This window comes from Belnapia sp., assembly GCF_059504005.1.
Map to the genome: position 1 here is coordinate 33,615 of NZ_JCACHU010000157.1, position 19,784 is coordinate 53,398.

20 protein-coding genes and 1 other RNA gene are annotated in these 19,784 nt (G+C 70.6%); 13 read left to right on the top strand and 8 right to left on the bottom strand.

The features are described 5' to 3' along the window. Positions 1–36 precede the first annotated feature (36 nt). The 6 genes from AC5JJ1_RS23295 to urtE all read left to right on the top strand — a co-directional run bounded on the left by AC5JJ1_RS23295 (position 37) and on the right by urtE (position 6,559). Positions 37–963, top strand: a complete 927-nt coding sequence (locus AC5JJ1_RS23295) for a DMT family transporter (RefSeq protein WP_495787499.1) — start codon at positions 37–39, stop codon at positions 961–963. Positions 964–1,178: 215 nt separating this feature from the next. After that, the gene (urtA, locus tag AC5JJ1_RS23300; RefSeq protein ID WP_495787500.1) at positions 1,179–2,423 is read left to right on the top strand and encodes an urea ABC transporter substrate-binding protein; all 1,245 of its coding nucleotides are present in this window, start codon (positions 1,179–1,181) and stop codon (positions 2,421–2,423) included. A gap of 52 nt (positions 2,424–2,475) precedes the next feature. Continuing rightward, positions 2,476–4,035: an urea ABC transporter permease subunit UrtB gene (urtB, locus tag AC5JJ1_RS23305; RefSeq protein WP_495787501.1), complete on the top strand. Its 1,560-nt coding sequence runs from the start codon at positions 2,476–2,478 to the stop codon at positions 4,033–4,035. After that, a complete protein-coding gene (urtC, locus tag AC5JJ1_RS23310) occupies positions 4,032–5,126 on the top strand; it encodes an urea ABC transporter permease subunit UrtC (protein ID WP_495787502.1) in 1,095 nt (364 codons plus the stop codon). Before urtB ends, urtC begins: the two co-directional genes overlap by 4 nt. Beyond that, positions 5,123–5,860 (top strand): urea ABC transporter ATP-binding protein UrtD, encoded by a 738-nt coding sequence (gene urtD / locus AC5JJ1_RS23315; protein ID WP_495787503.1) that lies wholly within the window; start codon positions 5,123–5,125, stop codon positions 5,858–5,860. The genes urtC and urtD overlap by 4 nt, the downstream gene beginning before the upstream one ends. A gap of 3 nt (positions 5,861–5,863) precedes the next feature. Next, the gene (gene urtE, locus AC5JJ1_RS23320; RefSeq protein ID WP_495787504.1) at positions 5,864–6,559 is read left to right on the top strand and encodes an urea ABC transporter ATP-binding subunit UrtE; all 696 of its coding nucleotides are present in this window, start codon (positions 5,864–5,866) and stop codon (positions 6,557–6,559) included. Here the strand turns inward: urtE and AC5JJ1_RS23325 are convergent. The 3 genes from AC5JJ1_RS23325 to AC5JJ1_RS23335 all read right to left on the bottom strand — a co-directional run bounded on the left by AC5JJ1_RS23325 (position 6,545) and on the right by AC5JJ1_RS23335 (position 9,290). Next, on the bottom strand, positions 6,545–7,435 hold the full coding sequence (locus AC5JJ1_RS23325) for an MBL fold metallo-hydrolase (protein ID WP_495787505.1): 891 nt from the start codon (positions 7,433–7,435) through the stop codon (positions 6,545–6,547). The two genes, urtE and AC5JJ1_RS23325, sit on opposite strands and share 15 nt — an antisense overlap. A 50-nt stretch (positions 7,436–7,485) precedes the next feature. After that, positions 7,486–8,016: a GNAT family N-acetyltransferase gene (locus tag AC5JJ1_RS23330; RefSeq protein ID WP_495787506.1), complete on the bottom strand. Its 531-nt coding sequence runs from the start codon at positions 8,014–8,016 to the stop codon at positions 7,486–7,488. A 74-nt stretch (positions 8,017–8,090) separates the two neighbouring features. Continuing rightward, on the bottom strand, positions 8,091–9,290 hold the full coding sequence (locus AC5JJ1_RS23335; protein WP_495787507.1) for an amidase: 1,200 nt from the start codon (positions 9,288–9,290) through the stop codon (positions 8,091–8,093). A gap of 143 nt (positions 9,291–9,433) precedes the next feature. On the opposite strand from AC5JJ1_RS23335, the gene AC5JJ1_RS23340 reads away from it, so the two are divergent. The 3 genes from AC5JJ1_RS23340 to AC5JJ1_RS23350 all read left to right on the top strand — a co-directional run bounded on the left by AC5JJ1_RS23340 (position 9,434) and on the right by AC5JJ1_RS23350 (position 14,235). Further along, complete coding sequence (locus tag AC5JJ1_RS23340; RefSeq protein WP_495787508.1) at positions 9,434–10,243, top strand: ferredoxin--NADP reductase; 810 nt, start codon at positions 9,434–9,436, stop codon at positions 10,241–10,243. A gap of 330 nt (positions 10,244–10,573) precedes the next feature. After that, positions 10,574–12,241, top strand: a complete 1,668-nt coding sequence (locus AC5JJ1_RS23345; RefSeq protein ID WP_495787509.1) for an MFS transporter — start codon at positions 10,574–10,576, stop codon at positions 12,239–12,241. A gap of 113 nt (positions 12,242–12,354) precedes the next feature. Beyond that, on the top strand, positions 12,355–14,235 hold the full coding sequence (locus AC5JJ1_RS23350; RefSeq protein ID WP_495787510.1) for an AMP-binding protein: 1,881 nt from the start codon (positions 12,355–12,357) through the stop codon (positions 14,233–14,235). A 97-nt stretch (positions 14,236–14,332) separates the two neighbouring features. Here the strand turns inward: AC5JJ1_RS23350 and AC5JJ1_RS23355 are convergent, their stop codons facing one another. The 5 genes from AC5JJ1_RS23355 to AC5JJ1_RS23375 form a co-directional block, all read right to left on the bottom strand. Further along, positions 14,333–15,148, bottom strand: a complete 816-nt coding sequence (locus AC5JJ1_RS23355) for a TIGR00282 family metallophosphoesterase (RefSeq protein ID WP_495787511.1) — start codon at positions 15,146–15,148, stop codon at positions 14,333–14,335. Positions 15,149–15,152: 4 nt separating this feature from the next. After that, complete coding sequence (locus AC5JJ1_RS23360) at positions 15,153–15,746, bottom strand: 5-formyltetrahydrofolate cyclo-ligase (protein ID WP_495787512.1); 594 nt, start codon at positions 15,744–15,746, stop codon at positions 15,153–15,155. Next, a non-coding RNA gene (ssrS, locus tag AC5JJ1_RS23365) (6S RNA) lies at positions 15,733–15,887 on the bottom strand. The genes AC5JJ1_RS23360 and ssrS overlap by 14 nt, the downstream gene beginning before the upstream one ends. A gap of 32 nt (positions 15,888–15,919) precedes the next feature. Beyond that, positions 15,920–16,243, bottom strand: a complete 324-nt coding sequence (locus AC5JJ1_RS23370) for a cell division protein ZapA (RefSeq protein WP_495787513.1) — start codon at positions 16,241–16,243, stop codon at positions 15,920–15,922. Positions 16,244–16,254: 11 nt separating this feature from the next. Further along, a complete protein-coding gene (locus AC5JJ1_RS23375; protein ID WP_495787514.1) occupies positions 16,255–16,524 on the bottom strand; it encodes a hypothetical protein in 270 nt (89 codons plus the stop codon). A 74-nt stretch (positions 16,525–16,598) separates the two neighbouring features. Here AC5JJ1_RS23375 and AC5JJ1_RS23380 point away from each other — a divergent pair, with 74 nt between their 5' ends. The 4 genes from AC5JJ1_RS23380 to AC5JJ1_RS23395 all read left to right on the top strand — a co-directional run bounded on the left by AC5JJ1_RS23380 (position 16,599) and on the right by AC5JJ1_RS23395 (position 19,687). After that, positions 16,599–17,039 carry a hypothetical protein gene (locus AC5JJ1_RS23380; protein ID WP_495787515.1) on the top strand — a complete coding sequence of 147 codons (441 nt, stop codon included), beginning with the start codon at positions 16,599–16,601 and terminating at the stop codon, positions 17,037–17,039. 65 nt (positions 17,040–17,104) lie between these two features. Continuing rightward, a complete protein-coding gene (locus AC5JJ1_RS23385; protein ID WP_495787516.1) occupies positions 17,105–18,031 on the top strand; it encodes a class I fructose-bisphosphate aldolase in 927 nt (308 codons plus the stop codon). Then, positions 18,028–18,663, top strand: a complete 636-nt coding sequence (gene thiE, locus AC5JJ1_RS23390) for a thiamine phosphate synthase (protein ID WP_495787709.1) — start codon at positions 18,028–18,030, stop codon at positions 18,661–18,663. Before AC5JJ1_RS23385 ends, thiE begins: the two co-directional genes overlap by 4 nt. Before the next feature lie 268 nt (positions 18,664–18,931). Next, positions 18,932–19,687 (top strand): FkbM family methyltransferase, encoded by a 756-nt coding sequence (locus AC5JJ1_RS23395; protein ID WP_495787517.1) that lies wholly within the window; start codon positions 18,932–18,934, stop codon positions 19,685–19,687. Positions 19,688–19,784: the final 97 nt, after the last annotated feature.

Below are 19,784 nucleotides of genomic sequence, written 5' to 3' on the forward strand. Positions count from 1 at the left end.
CTGGACGGGCAAGCCCATGCGACGCAGCCTCGCGCGATGCTGGACTCGATGCGCGGCGGCGCCCTTCCGCCACGGGCCGTCGGCCTGATGCTGCTTCTCTGCCTCGTATGGGGGCTCAACCTGGTGGCGATGAAGCTCGGCAACCAGGGCATCCCGCCGGTGCTGCAGGCGGGGCTGCGCTCGCTGATCGCGGCCGTGCTGCTGCTTGCCTGGTGCCGGTGGCGGGGGATCGGCTTCGGCCTCTGGCGCCGGGACGGGACGCTCGGACCGGGGGTGCTGGCGGGGCTGCTCTTCGCCGTTGAATTCGTCGCGCTCTTCATTGGGGTCGGGCTGACGACGGCATCGCGCGGCGTCGTCTTCCTCTACGGCGCGCCCTTCTTCGTGGCGCTCGGGGCGCACTGGCTGATCCCGGATGACCGGCTGACGCGGGCCAAGGCCATCGGCCTGCTGGTGGCCTTCGGCGGGCTGGTGCTGGCCTTCATCGAGGGGCTCTTCGCCCCGGCGGGGGAGCAGGCGCTGCTGGGCGACCTGCTCTGCCTGCTGGCGGGGGCGCTCTGGGGGGCGACGACGGTGCTGGTGAAGGCCTCGGCGCTGCGGCGAGCGCCGGCGATGCTGGTGCTGCTCTACCAGCTCGCCGTCTCGGCGCCGCTGCTGCTGCTGGCCTCGCTCCTGCTCGGCGAGGCTTGGCAGATCGATGCGCGGCCGCTCGTCATCGGCGCGCTGCTTTACCAAGCGGCGGGGATTGCGGGGGCCAGCTACGCCCTCTGGTTCTGGCTGGTCTCGCAGTATTCCGCCTCGCGGCTGGCGGCCTTCAGCGTGCTGACGCCGATCTTCGGGGTGATGGCGGGGGCGGTGCTGCTGGGGGAGCCGCTCGGGCGGCTCTTCGGCGTCGCGCTGGGGCTGGTGGTGCTCGGCCTCTGGCTGGTGAACCGCCCTGCCCGTGCGGTCGCCAGGACGGGATGAAAAGCGGTCCATCTGCGCGGTTATGAGGCAGACTGGGGTGGCAACGCCGTGACCCCGGCCCCCGGCCGCTGGCACGCATCTCGCAAAGCCTTTCTTCGCGGCTCGCCGTCGCCCTTTGCGCGGCGAAGCGGCTGCCTGCCGCACAGGCTTCGGAGACCCGTGGGGGTGCAACCCTCGGGCTCGGGAGCCAAGGCCTGAAGAAGGAAGGAATACCAGTGACCTCGACCTCTCCCACGATCACGCGGCGCGCGGCGCTGGGCGGCCTCGGCGCCGCGCTCGCCATGCCGGCCCTTCGCCCCGCCTTCGGCCAGGGCACCCCGATCAAGGTCGGCGTTCTGCACTCCCTCTCCGGCACCATGGCGATCAGCGAGACGGCGCTGCGCGACACGGTGCTGATGATGGTCGACTGGGCGAATGCCAAGGGCGGCGTGATGGGCCGCAAGGTCGAGGCGGTGGTGGTCGACCCGGCCTCCAACTGGCCGCTCTTCGCCGAGAAGGCGCGCGAGCTGCTGCAGGTCCACAAGGTGGACGTGACCTTCGGCTGCTGGACCTCGGTCTCGCGCAAATCCGTGCTGCCGGTCTTCGAGGAGCTGAACGGCATGCTCTTCTACCCCGTCCAGTACGAGGGCGAGGAGCAGAGCAAGAACATCTTCTACACCGGCGCCGCGCCGAACCAGCAGGCGATCCCGGCCGTCGAGTACCTGATGTCGAAGGATGGCGGCGAGGCGAAGCGCATCGCCCTCCTCGGCACCGACTACGTCTATCCGCGGACGACCAACCGCATCCTGCGCGGCTTCCTCCAGTCCAAGGGGATCGGCGAGGGCGACATCATGGAGGAGTACACGCCCTTCGGCCACAGCGACTGGCAGGGCATCGTCGCGCGGGTGAAGCGCTTCGCCTCCGAGGGCAAGAAGACGGCGATCGTCTCGACCATCAACGGCGACGCCAACGTCCCCTTCTACCGCGAGCTCGGCAACCAGGGCATCAAGGCCGAGGACATCCCCTGCATCGCCTTCTCGGTCGGCGAGGAGGAGCTGGCGGGCATCGACACCAAGCCGCTGGTCGGCCACCTGGCGGCGTGGAACTACTTCATGTCCGTCCCCGGCACGCCGAACACCGAGTTCAAGCAGCTCTGGCAGAGCTACATCAAGAACCCGAAGCGCGTGACCAACGACCCGATGGAGGCCACCTATACCGGCTTCCGCATGTGGACCCAGGCTGTCGACAAGGCCAAGTCCACCAAGGTCGACGATGTCCGCGCGGCGATGATCGGCCAGAAGCTGATGGCCCCCTGCGGCTATGAGGAGGAGATGCTGCCGAACCATCACCTCTCGAAGCCGGTGCTGATCGGCGAGGTGCAGGAGGATGGGCAGTTCAACATCGTCTGGAAGACGCCGGATGCGGTGAAGGCGGAGAACTGGTCGCCCTTCATCCCCGAGAATGCCAACCGGCGTCGCTGAGCCTGGCGGCGGCGCCGGGAGGCTCCGGCGCCGCCTCGTCCTGAAAGTCGATATGAGACAGTTCTTCCTGGCCCTGGGCCTGGTGCTCTGGCTGGCGCTGCCGGCCCGGGCGCAGGACGCCTTCACCGCCGCCCTGCCTGGCCTTGCCGGCGGCTTCGGCGACGTCGCCACCTCGGTCGAGCAGCTCGGCGCGCTCGGCGACCCGCGGGCGCTGCCCGTGCTGCGGGCGCTGCAGGAGGGCAGGCTGCAGAAGACGGCCGATGGCCGGGTGCTGCTGCCCGGCGGCCTGGATGCAGCGACGGGGCGGGCTGTCGATGCCCCGGCGGCGGAGACGGTGCGGCTGAACAACCGGGTGCGGCAGGCACTGCGCGGGGCGCTCGGGCGGCTGCAGCTCGTCTCGCCGGATGCGGCGGAGCGCGGCGCGGCGGCGGAGGCCATCTTCCGCGCGCGGAGCGCCGAGGACGTGCCGCTGCTGCAGGCCGCCATCGGGCGCGAGGCGGATGCAGCGGTGCGCGCGAAGATGGTGCTGGCGCTGGCCGCGGCGCAACTCGTCGCCCCGGATGAGGAGGCGAAGCGGGCGGCGGTCGCGCGGCTCGGCGCGGCGGGCACGGTCGAGGCGCGGGCGCTGCTGCTGGAGGCGCGGGCGGCCAATCCGGGGATGGCGACGGCGATCGACGTCTCGGTCGCCACCATCGACCGGGCGCTCTCGCTTCGACGGGCGGCGGAGACGCTGTTCCAGGGCCTCTCCCTCGGCTCGGTCCTGCTGCTGGCCGCACTTGGCCTTGCCGTCACCTTCGGGGTGATGGGCGTGATCAACATGGCGCATGGCGAGTTCGTCATGCTCGGCGCCTATGCGACCTTCCTGGTGCAGGAGGCCTGCCGCGGCATCCCCTGGCTGGCGCCCTGGTCCCTGCCCCTCTCGGTGCCGGCGGCCTTCCTGGTCGCGGCGGCGGCGGGGGCGGTGCTGGAGCGGGGGCTGATCCGGCATCTCTACGGAAGGCCGCTCGAGACGCTGCTGATGACCTTCGGCGTGGGGATGATGCTGCAGCAGGCGGTGCGGACCATCTTCGGGGCGCAGAACCGCGAGGTCACCTCGCCGGCCTGGATGCAGGGAACGCTGATGCTGCCGGGCGGCATCGCGGTGACGCAGAACCGGCTCTGGATCATCGTCTTCGGCGTCGCCGTGCTGCTGCTGGTGGTCGCGGCCATCCGCTTCACCCGCTTCGGGCTCGAGATGCGGGCGGTGGTGCAGAACCGGCGGATCGCGGCGACCATGGGCATCCGCACGGGGCGGGTGGATGCCCTGACCTTTGCCTTCGGGTCGGGCATCGCGGGCATGGCCGGGGTGGCGGTGAGCCAGATCGACAATGTCTCGCCCAATCTCGGCACGGGCTACATCATCGACAGCTTCATGGTCGTCGTCTTCGGCGGCGTCGGCTCGCTGGCGGGGACGTTGGTCGGGGCGCTGACGCTCGGCGTCGTCAACAAGGTGCTGGAGCCCTATGCGGGGGCGGTGCTGGCCAAGGTCTTCGTCCTCATCGCCATCATGCTGTTCATCCAGCGGCGGCCGCGGGGGCTCTTCGCACTCAAGGGCAGGGCGGCGGAATCATGAGCGCGTCCCTGGCGGCGCCCGCGCCGGGCGGGTTCGGGCGGCTGACGCTGCGGCTGGTGCTGGTCGGCGCCGTGCTGGTGCTGGCGGCGCTGCCGGCGCTGAACCGGCTGCCGGCGGAGAATGCGCTGCATGTCTCCGACTTCATCGTCACCGTCACCGGCAAGTGGATCACCTATGCGATCCTGGCCCTCGCCATCGACCTGGCCTGGGGCTATGCCGGCATCCTCTCGCTCGGGCATGGCGCCTTCTTCGCGCTCGGCGGCTATGCGATCGGCATGCACCTGATGCGGCTGATCGGGCCGCGGGGCGTCTACGGCCATCCGGTGCTGCCGGACTTCATGGTCTTCCTCGGCTACAAGGAACTGCCCTGGTATTGGCTTGGCTTCGACCACTTCCCCTTCGCCATCCTGATGGCGGTGGCGGTGCCGGGGGCGCTGGCGGGCGTCGTCGGCTACCTCGCCTTCCGCAGCCGGATCACGGGCGTCTACCTCTCCATCATCACCCAGGCGCTGACCTACGCGCTGATGCTGGCCTTCTTCCGCAACGACATGGGCTTCGGCGGCAATAACGGCTTCACCGACTTCAAGGAGCTGCTGGGGATGCCGTTCAACACGCCCGCCGCCCGGAGCGCGCTGTTCTATGCCTCGCTGCTGCTGCTGCTCGGGGCGCTGTGGCTGTGTTCAATGGTCGTGCGCTCGAAGCTCGGGCGGGTGCTGGTCGCCATTCGCGATGCGGAGAGCCGGGTGCGCTTCCTCGGCTATGACGTGACGCAGCACAAGCTCTTCGTCTTCGTGCTCTCGGCGATGATCGCGGGGCTGGCTGGTGCGCTCTACGTGCCGCAGGTCGGCATCATCAACCCGGGCGAGTTCAGCCCGGGGAACAGCATCGAGGCGGTGATCTGGGTCGCGGTCGGCGGGCGGGGGACGCTGGTGGGCGCGCTGCTCGGCGCCTTCTCGGTCAATGCGCTGAAGACCTGGCTGACGACCGTGGCACCGGATCTCTGGCTCTTCGCGCTGGGCGGGCTCTTCGTCGCGGTGACGCTCTTCCTGCCGCGCGGGTTGATCGGGTTGTTCTCGAGGGCAGAGCGATGAGCGAGCCGGTCCTCTATCTCGACGGCGTCTCGGTCGTCTTCGACGGGTTCCGGGCGCTGAACAACCTCTCCCTCATCGTCGATGCGGGGGAGTTGCGCGCCATCATCGGGCCGAACGGCGCCGGCAAGACGACGATGATGGATGTCATCACCGGCAAGACGCGGCCGACGGCGGGCGTGGTGCGCTTCCGCGAGCATGACCTGACCAGGCTCGACGAGGCGAGCATCGCCAATCTCGGCATCGGGCGGAAGTTCCAGAAGCCGACGATGTTCGATGCGCTGACGGTCTTTGAGAACCTGGAGCTCGCCCTGAAGGCGCCGCGGGGGCCCATCGCCTGCCTGCGCTGGGTGCTCACCGGCGAGGCGCGCCGGCGGATCGAGGCGGTGATGGAGGAGGTCGGCCTTTCCGCCCGGGCGCAGGACCGGGCCGCGATCCTCAGCCACGGCCAGCGGCAATGGCTTGAGATCGGCATGCTGCTGATGCAGGACCCGGAGCTGCTGCTAGTGGACGAGCCGGTGGCGGGCATGACCGATCAGGAGACGGAGCATACTGCCGCCCTCCTCCTCCGCATCGCGGGACAGCGGAGCGTCGTCGTCGTCGAGCACGACCTGGAGTTCGTGCGGGCGCTGGGTAGCAAGGTGACGGTGCTCTGCGAGGGCTCGATGCTCTCCGAGGGCAGCATCGACCATGTGCAGAACGACCCGCGGGTCATCGAAGTCTATCTGGGGCGCTAGGCGATGCTCAAGGTCGAGGCCATCGATCTTTCCTACGGCGCCTCGCGCTGCCTGCGCGGCGTCTCGCTGGAGGCCGATCCGGGGCGGATCACCTGCGTGCTGGGGCGGAACGGCGTCGGCAAGTCCTCGCTGATGCGGGCGATCGTCGGGCTGGAACGCATCCAGGGCGGGCGGATCCTGTGGGAGGGCCGCGACGTCGCCGGGATGGCGCCGGCGGAGCGGGCGCGGGCGGGCATCGGCTACGTGCCGCAGGGGCGGGAGATCTTCCCCTTCCTCACTGTGCAGGAGAACCTGGAGACGGCGCTCGCCGCGGCGCCGCGCGGGAGCAAGGTGCCGGAGGATGAGATCTTCGCCCTCTTCCCCATCCTGAAGCAGTTCCTGAAGCGCCGCGGCGGCGACCTCTCGGGCGGGCAGCAGCAGCAGCTCGCCATCGCGCGGGCGCTGACGGCGCGGCCCCGCCTGCTGATCCTCGATGAGCCGACCGAGGGCATCCAGCCCTCCGTCATCAAGGACATCGCCCGGGTGATCCGCCTGCTGGCGCGGGAGAAGGGCATCGCCCTGGTGCTGGTCGAGCAGTATTTCGAATTCGCCCGCGAGCTGGCCGACCGCATCGTGGTGATGGTGCGCGGCGAGGTGGCGCTCGGCGGCCCGGTCGAGGCGTTGGAGGACGAGGCGGTGCGGCGGCTACTGACCGTGTAGCCCGCCGCGCAGCACGACCGGGATCTTCATATAGCGCACCCCGTTGCTCTCGGCCGGCGGGAAGCGCCCGGCGCGCATGTTCACCTGGATCGAGGGCAGCAGCAGCAGGGGCAGCGGGAGCTTGGCGTCCTTGCCCTCGCGCATGGCGACGAACTCCTCCTCCGTGACTCCATCTCGTACATGCGGGTTGCGGGCGCGCTGCTCGGCGACGGTGCTCTCCCAGGCGAAGTGGTCCCGCCCGGGCGCCTTGTAGTCATGCGCGGTGAAGAGCCGCGTCTCCGGCGGCAGGGCGAGCAGGCGGCGGATGCTGCGCCAGAGGGTGCGGGCGTCGCCGCCGGGGAAGTCGCAGCGGGCGGTGCCGTAATCGGGCATGAAGAGCGTGTCGCCGATGAAGGCGGCGTCGCCGATGCGGTAGGCGATGCAGGCGGGGGTGTGGCCGGGGACGTGGATTACCTCGGCCTCGAGGCCGCCGAGGCGGAAGCGCTCGCCATCGGCGAAGAGGTGGTCGAAGTCGCCGCCGTCCGGCGCCAGGTCGCCGGCATCGAAGACCGGGCGGAAGATCGCCTGGACATCGCGGATCCCCTCGCCGATGCCGATCCGCGCGCCGGTGCGGGCCTTGATGTAGGGTGCGGCGGTGAGGTGGTCGGCATGCACATGGGTCTCCAGCACCCAGGCGAGCCGTGCGCCCTCCTCTTCCGCCGCCCGAAGGATGGCGTCGGCGCCGGCGGTGTCGGCGGTGCCGGCGCGGTTCTCCCAGTCGAGCACCGGGTCGATGACGGCGCCCTCGCCGCTCGCCCTGTCCCAGACCAGGTAGCTGACCGTGTTGGTCGCCGCATCGAAGAAGGCCCGGATCGCCGGGCCGGTGCTCTCCACCATGGCATCCATCCCTGCCGAGGCAGGAAGCATGCTGGACTTCGCCCGCGATGTCAGCCCGGAAGGTCGCGGTCCGCGAGGCCGATGCCGCGCTGCATGAAGACCAGGTCGACCCAGCGGCCGAACTTGATCCCGGCCGCCTTCAGCACGCCGGCCTGGCGGAAGCCGAGGGAGACATGCAGGCCGATGGAGCCGACATTGTCGCTGTCGCCGATGAGGGCGAACATCTGGCGGAAGCCGGCCTCCGCGGCGCGTTCCAGCAGCGCCGCGACCAGCGCCTTGCCGACGCCCTGCCCGCGGACGTCGTTGCGGACATAGATGCTGTCCTCCGCCGTGTAGCGATAGGCGGAGCGGTCGCGGAACTGGGCGTAATAGGCGAAGCCGATGATGCCGCTGCCCTCCCCCGCCTCCGCCTCGGCGACAAGCCAGGCCCAGCCGCGGGACTGCACGTCGGAGAGGCGGCGCGCCATCTCGGCCTCGTCGGGCGGCACCTCCTCGAAGGTCCCGGCGCCGTGCTGGACGTGATGGGCATAGATGGCGGTGATGGCCGGAAGGTCGTCGGGGCCGGCATCACGGATGATCATGCAGCTTGTCCTGGCAGGAGAATCGATTGCGCCCTCGTCCTAACCGCGGGGGCCGGGTGGGACAAGCATTCGACTCAGACAGGCAGCCCGAGTTCCGCGGCGAGGCGCTCGGCCAGCGCCAGAAGCGCGCGGTCCCGGCCCGCGGCGGCGACCAGGGAGAGGCCGACCGGGGCGCCCTCGGCGCGGCCGACGGGCAGGCTCACCTCCGGCAGGCCGGCGAGGCCGGCGATGGCGGTGACGCCCATGGTCCGCTCGCGGATGGCGTTCTGCTCGGCCGGGCTGGCGCCGAGCCTCGGCGCCGGCACTGGCGAGGTCGGGTAGGCGAGGACGGCGCCGCCGGCCAACAGCGCGCGCATCCGCGCCTGGAAGCCGCGGCGGAAGGCGCGGCCGGCGGCGGCCTTGGCCGGGTCCATCGCGCGGGCGGCCGCGAAACGCTCGGCGACGCCGGGGCCGAATTCGGGCCGCGTCGCCTCGACCCAGGAGCCGAGCGTCGCCCAGGCTTCCTCGGCCTGGACGCAGCGGAAATGCTCGTAGAGCGCATCGAGGCCTTCCGGGGCGACATCGACGCGGAGCGCGCGGCCGAGCAGGCGCTCAAGGGCCAGCATCGGCTCGGCCAGCGCCACGACGGTGGGCGGGACGGCGTTGATCCAGGCATCGTCCACGCGCAGCAGCGGGCCGAGGCCGGGGCCCGTGCCGTCCTCTGGCAGCAGCACGGCGCCGACGCGGGCGAGGACGGAGGCGCGGCCGGCGAACCAGCCCGGCGTGTCGAAGCTCGGGCCGAGGCCGCGGGCGCCGGCGAGGCTGACCGCACCCCAGCTCGGCCGGATGCCGAAGATGCCGCAATAGCTGGCCGGGATGCGGACGGAGCCGCCGGTGTCCGAGCCCATGGCGAAGTCGACGAGGCCCGCGGCGACGGCGGCGGCTGAGCCGCAGGAGGAGCCGCCGGGAAAGCGGTCCGGCGCCGCCGGGTTGCGGGGCGTGCCGTACCAGACATTCTCGCCGGTGAGCCCATAGGCGAGCTCCACCGTCTTGGTCTTGCCCTGCAGCCTGGCGCCGGCCTGGAGCAGGGCCTGGATGACGGGCGCCGTCGCCGCGGCGGGCGGGTTGGTGCGGGCCCAGGCGGGACTACCGTAGCCCGTCGGCTCGCCGGCGACGTCGAAGAGGTCCTTCACCGCGAAGCCGAGCCCGGCCAGCGGGCCGCCCGGCGCGCCTCCAATCTCGAGGCGGGGACCCGGCATGAAGGGGCTGTCGCGGTCGGTCATCGCATCCGGCATGCTGGCCTCCGGGGGGTCGGATCTGTGGCGCCGCGATCCTGCCTGCGGGGGCGGTTGGCGAAAAGGCCGATCTCGTCCGTGCATGGCAGGCATTTCACGGCGCCGGTTGCGTTTTTCATCGCAGCGCAGCATGTAGCGGGGCCATGGACGCCATCGCCCCGAGCCCGAAACCCGCCATCCCCCCGGCCTTTGCCGGCGAGACGGTGACCTGGGTCCATCATTGGACCGATCGGCTCTTCTCCTTCCGCTGCACCCGGGATCCGGGCCTTCGCTTCGTCGCCGGACAGTTCGCCATGATCGGGCTGATGGTCGCAGGCAAGCCGCTGGTGCGGGCCTATTCCATCGTCAGCCCGCCCTGGGACGAGGAGCTGGAATTCCTCTCGATCAAGGTGCAGGACGGGCCGCTGACCTCGCGGCTGCAGCACATCAAGCCGGGCGACACGGTCGTCATCGGCCGCAAGCCGACGGGGACGCTGCTCACCGAGAACCTGCTGCCGGGCAAGACGCTCTGGCTGCTGGCGACGGGCACCGGCCTCGCCCCCTTCCTGTCGCTGATCCGCGAGCCGGATGTCTACGAGCGCTACGAGCATGTCGTCGTCTGCCATACGGTGCGCGAGGTGAAGGAGCTGGCCTACCGGCAACTCATCAGCGAGGAGCTGCCGCGGCATGAATTTCTCGGCGAGATGCTGGCGGGCAAGCTGCTCTACTACCCGAGCGTGACGCGCGAGGCCTTCCAGACCCGGGGGCGGATCACGGACCTGGTCGAATCGGGCAAGGTATTCGCCGATCTCGGCCTACCGCCCCTCTCGCCGGAGCAGGACCGGGTCATGCTGTGCGGGTCCGAGGCGATGAATGCCGAGGTGAAGGCGCTGCTGGAGGCGCGCGGGTTCGTCGAAGGATCGAACAACGAGCCGGGCAGCTACGTTCTCGAGAAGGCCTTTGTCACCAAATAGGTGACGGCAAATCCATGCCTCGTCCATGAAGCGCGCGGGGCAGCGGCGCCCCGGGGGCGGCCCGCCGGGGCCGGAATGAGCGGGGCATCCGCCCATTTCGCCAGGGACTTGCGCCCAGGCCGGGACTTGCCTTGCCTTTCCCCGCAGCCGTTGCCATCCTGTTAACAGTTGATCCCGGCCAGGCTGCGCGATATGGCGCCCGGGGACGGCAGCCGGGCCCCTTCCCGGCATGTCGCCCGGCGTGTCTTCGGTGCCGAATGGCCAGGGGGGAAAGGGCAGGAAATGAGCGCGCATACGGCAGTCTCCAGTGCCGGGGCCAAGGCGGCCCCGATGACCAAGGAGGAGCGGAAGGTCATCCTGGCCTCCTCCCTCGGCACCGTCTTCGAATGGTACGACTTCTACCTCTTCGGCTCGCTGGCCGCGGTGATCGCGGCGAACTTCTTCAACCCGCTCGGCGCCGACGGGCAGCCGATGTTCAACGAGGCGACCCGGAACATCTTCGCCCTGCTGGCCTTCGCCGCGGGCTTCCTGGTGCGGCCCTTCGGCGCACTGGTCTTCGGCCGGCTCGGCGACTTGGTGGGACGCAAATACACCTTCCTCATGACCATCGTGATCATGGGCGCCAGCACCTTCATCGTCGGCATCCTGCCCACCTCGGCGGATATCGGCATCGCGGCGGCGGTGATCCTCATCATCCTCCGCATGCTGCAGGGCCTGGCGCTCGGCGGCGAATACGGCGGCGCCGCGACCTATGTGGCGGAGCACGCGCCGAACGGGCGGCGGGGCTTCTACACCTCCTTCATCCAGATCACGGCGACGGCCGGCCTGTTCCTCTCACTGCTGGTGATCCTCTTCACCCAGCTCGCGGTCGGCGATGCGGCCTTCCGGGCCTGGGGCTGGCGCATTCCCTTCCTCGTCTCCGTCCTGCTGCTCGGCATCTCCGTCTGGATCCGCATGCAGATGGAGGAGAGTCCGGCCTTCAAAAAGATGAAGTCCGAGGGCACCGGCTCCAAGGCGCCGCTGTCGGAGGCCTTCGGCCAGTGGAAGAACGCCAAGGTCGCGCTCTTCGCCCTGCTCGGCCTCGTCATGGGCCAGGCGGTGGTCTGGTACACCGGCCAGTTCTATGCGCTTTTCTTCATGGGCAGCGTGCTGAAGGTCGACGGCTTCACCACCAACATGCTGATCGCCTGGTCGCTGCTGCTGGGCTCGGGCGGCTTCGTCCTCTTCGGCTGGCTCTCCGACAAGATCGGCCGCAAGCCGATCATCCTCGGCGGCTGCCTGCTGGCGGCGCTGACCTACTTCCCGCTCTTCAAGCTGCTGAGCGCGGAGGCCAACCCGGCGCTGCACAAGGCGCATAGCGAGATCGCGGTCCAGGTGGTCGCCGACAAGAGCACCTGCTCCTTCCAGTTCAACCCGACCGGCACGGCGAAATTCACCCAGCCCTGTGACGTTGCCAAGGCGGCGCTGGCCCGGGCCTCGGTCAACTACACCGTCGAGGAGGCGGCGCCCGGCACCGTGGCCGGCGTTCGCATCCAGGGCGGGCAGGTGATGCCGGCGAACTCGCCGACCTTCGCCCGCGACCTCGGCGCGGCGCTGACGGCGGCGGGCTACCCGGCGGCCTCCAACCCGACGGTCGTGAAGATGGCGAACCCCTTCGACATCTTCCGCGAGCAGCCGGCGGTGCTGATCGGCGTGCTGACGCTGCTGGTGATCTACGTCACCATGGTCTACGGGCCGATCGCCGCGGCACTGGTCGAGCTCTTCCCGACCCGCATCCGCTACACCTCCATGTCGCTGCCTTACCATATCGGCAATGGCTGGTTCGGCGGGCTACTGCCGGCGACGAGCTTCGCCATGATCGCGCAGACGGGCGATGTCTATTACGGGTTGTGGTACCCGATCATCATCGCCTCGCTCACAGTCGTCATCGGCGCCTTCTTCGTGCCGGAGACGAAGAACCGGGACATCTTCGACGACAGCTCGACCACGGCGCGCTGAGAAGGGCGAGCCGGCCAGAACGGGCGTCGGGGGAAACCCCGGCGCCTTTCTTTATGCCCGCTTGCCGCCAGGCCGCGCGCTTGCGAGGCTCGCGGCAAACGGGGAGCGAAACCATGCAGGGCTATGACGCGACCTATGCCGGCTGGCAGGCGGATCCGGAGGGGTTCTGGCGCGAGGCGGCGCAGGGCATCGACTGGGAGCGGGCACCGGACCGAATCTTCGATGCCGCGGCCGGGGTCTATGGGCGATGGTTCCCCGATGCTCGGCTGAACACCTGCCACAACGCGCTCGACCGGCATGTGGCGGCGGGGCGCGGGGCGCAGCCTGCGCTGCACTATGACAGCCCGGTCACCGGGCGGAGCGTGACCTACACCTATGACCAGCTGCTCGGCCGGGTGGCGAAGCTCGCCGGCACCCTGGCCGCGCGCGGCATCGGCCAGGGCGACCGGGTGGTCATCTACCTGCCGATGGTGCCGGAGGCGGCGGTGGCGATGCTCGCCTGTGCCCGGCTGGGGGCGGTGCATTCCGTCGTCTTCGGCGGCTTCGCGGCGGCGGAACTGGCGGCGCGGATCGAGGATGCGCGGCCGAGGCTCGTCATTTCCGCCTCCTGCGGGATCGAGCCGGGGCGGGTCGTCGCCTACAAGCCGCTGCTCGATGCGGCGATCGGCCTGTCGCCGCACAAGCCGGAGCGCTGCCTGATCCTCAGGCGGCCGGAGCTCGACTGCAGCTTCGTCGCCGGCCGGGACGAGGACCTGTTGGAGGCGGAGGCAGCGGGGGTGGCGCATCCCTGCGTGCCGGTGGCGGCAACGGACCCGCTCTACATCCTCTACACCAGCGGCACAACGGGGAAGCCGAAGGGCGTCGTCCGCGACAATGGCGGGCATGCGGTGGCGCTGCACAACTCCATGCGGATGCTCTACGGCGTCGGCGCGGGCGACGTGATGTTCACCGCCTCCGATGTCGGCTGGGTCGTCGGGCACTCCTACATCGTCTATGCGCCGCTGCTGGCCGGCGCTACGACCGTGCTCTACGAGGGCAAGCCGGTCGGCACGCCGGACGCCTCAGCCTTCTGGCGCGTCTGCGCGCAGTACCGGGTGAACGCCATGTTCACCGCGCCGACCGCGATGCGGGCGATCAAGCGCGAGGACCCCGAGGGGCGGCTGATGACAGGGCACGACCTCTCGGCGCTGGAGGCGCTGTTCCTCGCAGGCGAGCGCTGCGACCCGCCGACCGCCGAATGGGCCGCGGCGCTGCTGCGGCGGCCGGTGATCGACCATTGGTGGCAGACCGAGACGGGCTGGCCGATCACCGGCAATTTCCGCGGGCTCGGCCTGTTCCCGCCGCGCTACGGCAGCGGCGGCAAGCCCTCGCCCGGCTATGAGGTGGCGGCGCTGGACGATGCGGGGCGGCCGCAGCCGCCCGGCGAGACCGGGACGCTCGCCATCCGCCTGCCCATGCCCCCCGGTTGCCTGCCGACGCTGTGGCAGGCGGATGGGCGGTGCCGCGAGGCCTATCTCGAGGCCTTTCCCGGCTGGTACAACACCTCCGATGCCGGGGTCATCGATGCGGATGGCTATGTCTCGGTGATGTCGCGGACCGACGACATCATCAACGTCGCCGGGCACCGGCTGAGCACGGGGGCGATGGAGGAGGTGCTGGCGGCGCATCCGGATGTCGCGGAATGTGCGGTGCTCGGGGTGAAGGACGCCCTCAAGGGGCAGGTACCGCTCGGCCTCGTCGTGCTGAAGGCCGGGGTGGCGAAGACCGAGGCGGAGGTCGCGCGCGAGCTGGTGGTGATGGTCCGCGAGCGGATCGGGCCGGTCGCCGCCTTCAAGGATGCCAAGGTGGTGTCGCGGCTGCCGAAGACGCGAAGCGGCAAGATCCTGCGGGCGACGCTCAGGAAGATCGCCGATGGCGAGGATTACGTGGTACCGCCGACGATCGACGACCCGGCGATCCTCGACGAGATGCGCGGCAGCCTCGCGCCGCGCTAGAGCAAACCCCGATCAGGTGGAAGCACCTGTTCGAAGTTTGCTCGATCCAACGACAAGCCGGGGCGGGTTCCGCGAGCCTATGCGAACGGAAACCGCCCTAGACGCCCGGCATCGCCTGGGAAAGGCGGCCGCCCTGGCGGATGGGCTCGACGCGCGTCGCCAGGCCCGTCGCGTCGTCGGTCTCGACGAAGAGGCCGCAGAGGGTCGCCTCGCCCTCCGCGGGCGCCAGCTTCTCGCCCGGCATCTTGCGCCAGAAGCGCAGCGCGGCGCCGCCCTTCTGCATGCCGATGACGCTGTCATAGTCGCCGCACATGCCGGCATCGGTCTGGTAGGCGGTGCCGCCGGCGAGGATCTGGTGATCCGCCGTCGGCGTATGGGTATGGGTGCCGATGACGAGGCTGGCGAGGCCGTCGAAGCTGTGGCCGAAAGCGTATTTCTCGCTCGTCGCCTCGGCATGGACGTCGATCACCGCGGCGTGGATGGTCTGGCCGAGGCGGTGCTTCTGCAACTCCGCCTGGACGGTGCGGAAGGGGTCGTCCAGCGCGTCCATGAAGAGGCGGCCCATGACGTTCATCACCAGGGCGCGGCGGTTGCCGGGCACGTCGACGAGGATGGCGCCGCGGCCGGGCGTGCCGGGCGGGAAATTGGCCGGGCGGATGATGCGCGGCTCGGTCTCCAGATAGGGGATGATCTCCTTCCGGTCCCAGGCATGGTTGCCGAGGGTGATGACATCGGCACCGGCGGCGAGGAAGGCGCGCGCCATCTCCGGCGCGAGGCCGAAGCCGTGGCTGGCATTCTCGCCATTCACCACGACGAGGTCGGCGCGGAGCGTGGCACGGAGGCCGGGAAGCTTCGCCGTCAGGGCATCGCGCCCGCTGCGGCCGACGATGTCGCCGAGGAAGAGGATTCTCAACCGGTCACGCCCCGCATCGCACCAGCCCCTGTTCCGTCGCCACCATCGGCAGCCGCCAGTCCTCGGGGCCGGCCGGCACCTCCGCCGCCTCCTGCACGGCATAGGCGCAGCCGATGGCGGTCGCCCCGGGCAGCCGGGCGAGCGTGCGGTCGTAATAGCCGCCGCCATAGCCGAGGCGCCGGCCGGCGCGGTCGAAGGCCAGCAGCGGGACGAGCAACCAGTCGGGCGTGACCGGCTCACCCTCGGCCGGCTGGCTGGTGCCCATGGGGCCGCGGGCGAGCGGCGCGCCGAAGCGCCAGCGGCGAAAGACGAGGGGTTGGCCGCGGCGCGGCGTCACCGGCAGGGCCAGCGCATGGCCGCGTGCCTCGAGCGCGTGGAGGAGCGGGCGGATGTCGATCTCCGGCCCCATCGGCCAGAAGCCGGCGACCACGGCACCGGGGGGGGGCAAGGCCTCCGCCAGGACATGGTCGGCGAGCTTGGCGCCGAGACCGGGGTCACAGCCCTCGCGCCGCGCCAGGGCGGCGCGGCGGGCCTCGGACTTCAGGCCGGCGAGCAGTTCGGCGCAGAATGCAGTGCTGTCTGAGTGCGGAGCCACCATGGCCGTCGGCGTCTCATCCTCCCAAGGCCTGCGTGAGCAGGTGGGCACCGGGTACCCGGACCAAGATCCGGACAGAGCCAGCTCCCGGAGGATGCTTATTGGCCCTGGGGATGAATTACCTGACGCACCGGGTAGCCCCGCCCCATTCATATAGGCGCTGCGGACCCCGGAGACTAGGTGCCGCGGTCGAGCGTCTGCGCCAGGCCTTCGATCCGCTCGGCGATGCGGGCCAGGCGGTCGGCAAGCTGCGGGTCGGTGCCCACGGGCTGGCCGCTGCGCAGCCGGTCGATCTCGGCGCGCAGGTCGCCGCCCTCATCGGCCAGCAGCAGCGCGACATGGAGCAGCATGCGCGCCTCCGAGAACTGCCCGCCCATGTTGCGGATCAGCCGGACCTTGTCCTCGATCTGCTGGGCAAGGGCGAGGACATGCCCCTCCTCGCCATCCTTGCAGCCGATGGTGTGGCTGTAGCCATTGACCCGGACGGTGACCTGCCCCACGCGCTATCCCCTCAACCCGGCTCGCCCTGCGGCGGCTCCGACAGCCCTTCTGGAAGCCCCATTGGCAGCCCCTCTGGCCGGAGCTCCTCGGCGAGCGCCCCCCGCAGCCGTGCGATGGTCGCCTCCAGCCGCTCGGCCATGGCGGCGACCTCGGCACGCGGGACCATGTCGCCCTCGGCGGCCGGCGGGCGGGCGCGGGTGAAGGCCTCGGAGAGCCGCTCCACCGCCGCCTCCAGGCGTGCCGCCACCGCCCCGACCGGATCCCTCGCGCTGTCGCTCATGCCTCTCCTACAGGCCGCCATCGCCGCCGGCAGCGCGCTGGACGCAGCCCCCCCGGCGTGCTGGAAGCCTTCGCATGGGTGCCGGGGCGGGTCAACGGCCAGGGGGAATGCCGGGGGCGGCGCTGCCGCCGGCCGTCCTCGTCCATGGCCGCATGGAGGCCGAGGCGGCGCTGGCGCTCGCCGGGCCGCGGGGCGTGACGCTGCTCTCGGCGCCGGGGATGGCGCCCGGCGCCTTCCTCGCCCTGGTGGCGGCAGCGGCGCGGCCGGGGGTGCCGCATGAGGTCATGCTCGACTGCGCCGATGCGCCGGGACTGGCCCTGGCCGCCCTGCGGGCCGGGCTGCGGCGGCTGGTGCTGGCCCCCTGCCCTGCCTCCGGCGCCGTCGCGGCGGCGGCCGAGGAATGCGGCGCCGAGCTTCGGACGGAGGCGCCGCCGGCGCTCGATGCGGGCCGGATCGACCTCACATCGCCCGGCGGGCGCAACAAGCTCGCGCATTGGCTATGCTCCGCCGGGTGACAGGGGCGCAACCTCGCGCTACAGGACGCGCCGCCCGCGACGACACGGCTGAGAAGGGACCCCCAATGAAGCTTTCCCGCAAGGTCAAGGACATCCTCTCCTGGTACGAGAGCGACAATCCGGGGACCAAGGCCAACCTCGCCCGCATCCTGATGGAGGGGAAGCTCGGCGGCACCGGCCGCATGGTCATCCTGCCCGTCGACCAGGGCTTCGAGCACGGCCCGGCCCGCTCCTTCGCGCCGAACCCGGCGGCCTATGACCCGCGCTACCACTTCGAGCTGGCGGTCGAGGCGGGGCTCAACGCCTATGCCGCGCCGCTCGGCATGATCGAGGCGGGGGCGGCGAGCTATGCCGGCGCCATCCCGACCATCCTCAAGGTCAACAGCTCCAACAGCCTTTCGACCACCAAGGACCAGGCGGTCACCGGCAGCGTCTCCGACGCGCTGCGGCTCGGCTGCTCGGCGATCGGCTTCACCATCTATCCGGGCTCCGAATACCAGTTCGAGATGATGGAGGAGCTGCGCGAGCTGGCGGAGGAGGCGAAGGCCGCCGGCCTCGCCGTCGTCGTCTGGTCCTATCCGCGCGGGCCGATGCTCGACAAGGTGGGCGAGACGGCGCTCGACATCTGCGCCTATGCCGCCCACATGGCGGCGCTGATGGGCGCGCACATCATCAAGGTGAAGCCGCCGACCGAGGCGATCTTCCTCGAGGCCGCCAAGAAGACCTACGAGAAGTCGCCGGTGCCGAACCTGGCCGAGCTCTCCGGCCGGATCACCCATGTGGTGCAGGCCTGCTTCAGCGGGCGGCGGCTCGTCGTCTTCTCCGGCGGCGAATCGGGGACGGTCGACAGCATGATGGCGATGGCGCGCGGCATCCATGCCGGCGGCGGCAACGGCTCCATCATCGGGCGGAACACCTTCCAGCGGCCGAAGGCGGAGGCGCTGCAGCTGCTCTCCGACATCATCGGCATCTACAAGGGGCCGGCCGCCTGAGCGAGACCGGCTGCCGCCTCTACCTGATCACCCCACCGGCCTTCGAGCCGGCGGGGCTCTCGGCGCGGCTGGCGGAGGCGCTGGATGCGGGCGACGTCGCCGCGCTGCAGATCCGGCTGAAGGATGCGGATGACGATGCGGTGCGCCGCGCGACGGAGGCGCTGCTGCCCGTGGCGCAGTCCCGCGGCGTCGCCGTGCTGATGAACGACCGGGCCGACCTGGCGGTCGAGCTCGGTTGCGACGGCGCCCATCTCGGCCAGGAGGATGGCGATCACAGGGCGGCACGGCGGCTCCTCGGGCCGGACCGGACGCTCGGCATCACCTGCCACGGCAGCAGGCACCTCGCCATGAAGGCGGGGGAGATCGGCGCCGACTACGTCGCCTTCGGCGCCCTCTTCCCGACCTCGACCAAGGAGGCGAAGCACCGGGCGGGTACCGAGCTGCTCGAATGGTGGTCGGAATTCTTCGAGCTGCCCTCGGTCGCCATCGGCGGCATCACGGCGGCCAACTGCGCGCCGCTGGTGCAGGCGGGGGCGGACTTCCTTGCGGTCGTCGGCGCGGTCTGGAACCATCCGGAGGGACCGGCGGCCGGAGTACGGGCGATGAATCGGGCCATCTCCGAGGCGGCTTAGGCAGTCGTCCCTGCAGCCAGCGTAAATGCCGCCTTCGCCTCTGCACTCGAAAGTGCTTCAGGCGCTGTCATGATGACGTCTTTGCACCGCGTCACTGCTGCTTCATCAGCTTTCTCCTGTGTTTTCCTATCCCGGGAAAAGTTCCGGGCCCATGTGCCACCACCGCGGCAGGCAACTCCCACGCTGACCGCACTCATCGGGAAAAGCCTCGACCACAGCTTCCCTGCCCCGTAACGGACCCAACCCCTTTCGTTGTGATACGGCGATCATGAACGAGCTCGACTTCCATCGCGTGCTTCACCGGCCGGGAGCGCTGCTGGATGTCGGGGCGCATGAGGGCGGCTTCACCCTGCCCTTCGCAGCGCTGCCCGACTCGCGCGTGCTGGCCTTCGAGCCCCTGCCGGAGAGCTTCGCCCGGCTCCGCGCGGCGGCGGGCGGGCTTGCGCATGTGACGCTTCGGCAGGAGGCGCTTGGGGATGCGACGGGCGAGGCGGTGCTGCGGCTGCCGGTCGTCGATGGCGTGGCGAACGAGCAATGGGCCAGCATGGCCAAGAGCTATGACCGCTTCGGGCCGCATGTCGGGGAGCGGCAGGTCGCGGTGCCGCTGCGGCGGCTCGACGAGTTTGGGCTCGAGGATCTGACGGCGGTGAAGCTCGATGCCGAGGGCGCGGAGTACGAGGTGCTGCGCGGCGGGGCGGAGACGCTGCGGCGCTGCCGCCCCGTCCTTTCCGTCGAGATCGAGGAGCGGCACCGGGCGGGCAGCACCTGGGCGGTGCCGGCCTTCCTCGACGCCCTCGGCTATGACGCCTTCTGGGAGGATTGGGGCAAGTGGCGCCCGATGGCCGAGTTCGACCGCGCGACGATGCAGGTGGCCAGCCCCGACCCCTCCGTCTTCGGCGCCTCGGACCCCTATGTCTTCGTCTTCTACTTCCTGCCGCGGGAGCTGGCGCCGGCGATGCTGGATCGGCTGCGGAAGGAGGAGGCGGAGCGTGATCGCCAGAGGCCGGCACGGCCGGAGGCGTGACTCACACGACAGGGCAACCTGCGGGGCATGATCCGCACTGATCGCGGATCATGCCCCGGCGGACTGAACCGCGGCCCCTCCCCGCCCGTTCCCCTGC